This window comes from Subtercola sp. Z020, assembly GCF_002931235.1.
GTDB lineage: Bacteria > Actinomycetota > Actinomycetes > Actinomycetales > Microbacteriaceae > Subtercola.
The window spans coordinates 1-3,279 of the sequence record NZ_PSTT01000143.1; the positions used below are offsets into that span (position 1 = coordinate 1).

Sequence of the window (3,279 nt, forward strand, 5' to 3'; positions counted from 1 at the left end):
CGCCCCGCCGCCGCGCCCGCCGCCGCTTCCGCCGATTCCGCTCCGGATGCCGCGACCGACGCTCCCGAAACCGACCCCGCGTCCGCCGACGCCAACGCCGAAGGAGGCTTCGCCGTGCCCGACGTCACCCCCACCGACTCGGACACCGCCGCGGCCGCCGACCCCGCGACCCTCGAACTGCAGGACGAGCTGAACAGCATCCGCGCCCTCGGCGAAGACCTGCACGGCTGACCGCCCCGCCCCGCCAGACGGGACCCACTCGACACGGCGGGTGCGCCGGCGGTGGTTGGATGGAGCCATGCCATCGCTGAACGACGCCCCCGCAGCATCCATCCCCGCAGCATCCCTGCCCGCCGCCGCCGCACCCGCGGCACCGCGACCGGCCGTGCTCTTCGTGTGCGTGCACAATGCGGGGCGCTCGCAGATGGCCGCGGGCTACCTGGCGGCGCTCGCGGGTGATCGGGTCGACGTGTTCTCCGCCGGCAGCGAGCCGGGCGATGCAGTGAACCCGGCCGCCGTCGCGGTGATGGCGGAGGAGGGCATCGACATCGCCCACGCCGAGCCCCGGCATCTGAGCGTCGACGACGTTCGGCAGGCCGATGTCGTGATCACGATGGGATGCGGGGACGCGTGCCCGATCTTTCCTGGCAAACGTTACGAGGACTGGGCACTCACCGACCCGGCCGGCCAGCCGGTCGATGTCGTGCGGGGCGTGCGTGACGACATCCGGAGCCGCGTCGAAGCACTCATCGAAGAGCTGCTGCCGTCCGCCCCGGCCGAAGATCCCGCGACAGCGACAGCAACCCCCACCTCGATCGCCGCCGAGCTCGCCGAGGTCACCGCATACTGGACGCCCCGCGTCGTCGGCCGCGTCAACGACCAGTACATCAAGGTCGCCAGACTGCTCGGCGAGCTCGTCTGGCACGCTCACGAGAACGAAGGCGAGATGTTCCTCGTCGTGTCGGGGCAGCTGGTCATCCAGCTCGAGGGCGAGCGGGAGGTCACGCTCGGCCCGGGCGAGTTCTACGTCGTGCCGAAGGGCGTGCGCCACAACCCGGTCGCCGCCGAAGAGGTCGAGATCGTGCTGATCGAGACGGTCACCACCGCTCACACCGGTGACGTCGTCGTCGCCGGCACAGTGCCGATCGCCCGCCAGCTCGGGGAATGAGCGGGCGGGCGAGGGATGCGGCCGAACCGCGGTTGAGAGAGGCCGACAGGCCGGGCGTCAGACGAGCGGCCCGTCCCCCTCGACCGTACGGCGCGACACACGCTCGCCGCTGACCGGGTCGACGGCCGAGCGATCGGTCATCGTGGTCTGGCGGCGACGGGTGATGAGCACGATGCCGAGGATGATGCCGACCACGCCGGCCGCCATCAGGATGTAGCCGACGACCCGCAGGTCGACCCAGGCCACCTGGATGTCGACGGCGAACGCCAGAATGGCGCCCACGACGAAGAGGAAGATGCCCGATCCGAGGCTCATGATGCGCCTCAGACCCGGCGGTTGCCGGTGATGAAACGCAGCAGGAAGACGATCAGGGCGATGACGAGAAGCACGACACCGACCCAGATGAGGAAGCTGAGCGACTGGGTCACTCCGCCGGTGATGAGAAGGACGATCGCGATGATCGCGATGATGACGACAAGTATGTTCATGGTCAGAACGTTACCAACTAGTTCAGTGATCTAGCAATCTCTTGACACGGATGTCGCAACTCCAGTAGAGGGGAGGCCTAGCGCCGGTCGACACCGATCTGGTCGACCGTCTCCCGCATCAGGTTCAGAAAGCGTGCCACCACCTGCGCGTCATCCGGAGCCAACGACTGCGCCGCCGCCGACATCTGGTTCTGCGCGACCGCCAACATCGGCCCGGTGTCACCCTCAGCCGCAGAGGTCGGCACGATCTCGCTCGACCGGCGGTCGGCAGCGTTCTCGCGCCGCTCGATGAACCCGCCCGCCTCCAGCCGGCGGAGCAGCACCACCGTGGACGCGCTCGAGATGCCGAGGTAGCGCGTCACGTCTTTCGAGGCGATCGGATGCCCGGCCGCCCTCTTGTCGAGAATGAACCGCAGCGCGAGCAGGTCGTTCTCGCCGAGCCCCATCGCCGTGCCGGTGCGCCGACGCATCGCGGCTTCGGCCGCGCGGTACATGTGCAGCGCCTCGAGCACGTCGGGAGCGGCGGCGGCCTCGGCAGCGGCAGCCGCGGCGGCCGCATCCCCGGCCTCATCGGTCGACAGGCCGGAATCCGACCGCACCAGGTCGCTGAAGTCGTAGGAATCAGTCACAATTACTAGTGTCCGACATCGATTGCTAGTTTGACTAGCGATCGCCGACATCCCCAGCAACCCGACATATTCTGCAACCCGACATCCCAGCAACCCGACGCTCCGGCCGGAAGGCGACCCATGGCATCCGACGACAGCTGGCTGGGCCGCACCCTCGCGGGCCGCTACAGCCTCCTGCGGCGCATCGGCTCCGGTGGCATGTCGACCGTCTACGCAGCGACCGACGAGCAGCTCGGCCGGAACGTCGCGGTGAAGCTCTTCCCCGCCGGCGAGGCCCGCGACGACTCGCGCCGCCGCGCGGAGGTCGACGTGCTGGCCCGCCTGAACCACCCCAACCTCGTGACGATGTACGACGCGCACCTCGCGTCGGGCGACTCGTCGGTTCCGAGCTTCCTCGTCATGGAACTCGTCGCCGGCCCCGACCTCCGCTCGACCCTCGACCACGGCCCGCTGCTCGGCGGCGTCGCGGCCCGTGTCGCCGCGGACATCGCCGGGGGCCTCGCCGCCATGCACGCCCAGGGGATCGTGCACCGCGACCTGAAGCCCGCGAACATCCTGCTCGCCCCCACCGGCCTGCCCTCGCCCACCCACCGCGCCAAACTCGCCGACTTCGGCATCGCCCACCTCGTGGGCGCTGACCGCATGACCACCGTCGGAACCGTCATCGGCACGGCCTCCTACCTCAGCCCCGAGCAGGCGACCGGAGCCGCCCCCGGCCCCGCCTCCGACATCTACGCCCTCGGCCTCGTCGTTCTCGAGGGCCTCACCGGCCGCCGCGAATATCCCGGCACGATCGTCGAGTCGATGAGCGCCCGCGCCTCCCGCGACCCCGTCATCAGCGACGCGCTCCCCGCCGGCTGGGTCGCTCTGCTGACCGAGATGACGGCGCGGGATCCGGATGCTCGTCCGAGCGCCCTCGACGTAGCGGCGCGCGCGCAGCACCTCGCCCCCGAGCTCGAGGCGTGGGGCGGGTTCGCGGCGGGGGCCGGTGGCG

At 70.3% G+C, this 3,279-nt stretch carries 6 protein-coding genes and 1 pseudogene; 4 read left to right on the forward strand and 3 right to left on the reverse strand.

Annotated features, from left to right (window positions below; genetic code table 11):
- The 3 genes and pseudogenes from C5B96_RS17500 to C5B96_RS17920 form a co-directional block, all read left to right on the forward strand.
- Positions 1 to 231, forward strand: a 231-nt coding sequence (locus tag C5B96_RS17500) for a hypothetical protein (RefSeq protein ID WP_199176705.1), incomplete at its 5' end; no start/stop codon positions are given.
- Between the two features lie 115 nt (positions 232 to 346).
- Positions 347 to 769: pseudogene (locus C5B96_RS16815) on the forward strand (arsenate reductase ArsC); the annotation flags it as partial.
- Between the two features lie 132 nt (positions 770 to 901).
- The gene (locus C5B96_RS17920) at positions 902 to 1,168 is read left to right on the forward strand and encodes a cupin domain-containing protein (protein ID WP_255414746.1); all 267 of its coding nucleotides are present in this window, start codon (positions 902 to 904) and stop codon (positions 1,166 to 1,168) included.
- 57 nt (positions 1,169 to 1,225) lie between these two features.
- Here C5B96_RS17920 and C5B96_RS16825 read toward each other — a convergent pair whose 3' ends face one another.
- The 3 genes from C5B96_RS16825 to C5B96_RS16830 form a co-directional block, all read right to left on the reverse strand.
- Positions 1,226 to 1,483: a DUF6458 family protein gene (locus tag C5B96_RS16825; RefSeq protein WP_104246510.1), complete on the reverse strand. Its 258-nt coding sequence runs from the start codon at positions 1,481 to 1,483 to the stop codon at positions 1,226 to 1,228.
- 8 nt (positions 1,484 to 1,491) lie between these two features.
- Positions 1,492 to 1,656 (reverse strand): hypothetical protein, encoded by a 165-nt coding sequence (locus C5B96_RS17660; RefSeq protein ID WP_199176706.1) that lies wholly within the window; start codon positions 1,654 to 1,656, stop codon positions 1,492 to 1,494.
- Between the two features lie 77 nt (positions 1,657 to 1,733).
- Complete coding sequence (locus C5B96_RS16830) at positions 1,734 to 2,285, reverse strand: MarR family winged helix-turn-helix transcriptional regulator (RefSeq protein ID WP_233189265.1); 552 nt, start codon at positions 2,283 to 2,285, stop codon at positions 1,734 to 1,736.
- 120 nt (positions 2,286 to 2,405) lie between these two features.
- Here C5B96_RS16830 and C5B96_RS16835 point away from each other — a divergent pair.
- A partial coding sequence (locus C5B96_RS16835; protein ID WP_146078239.1) for a serine/threonine-protein kinase occupies positions 2,406 to 3,279 on the forward strand: 874 nt, incomplete at its 3' end.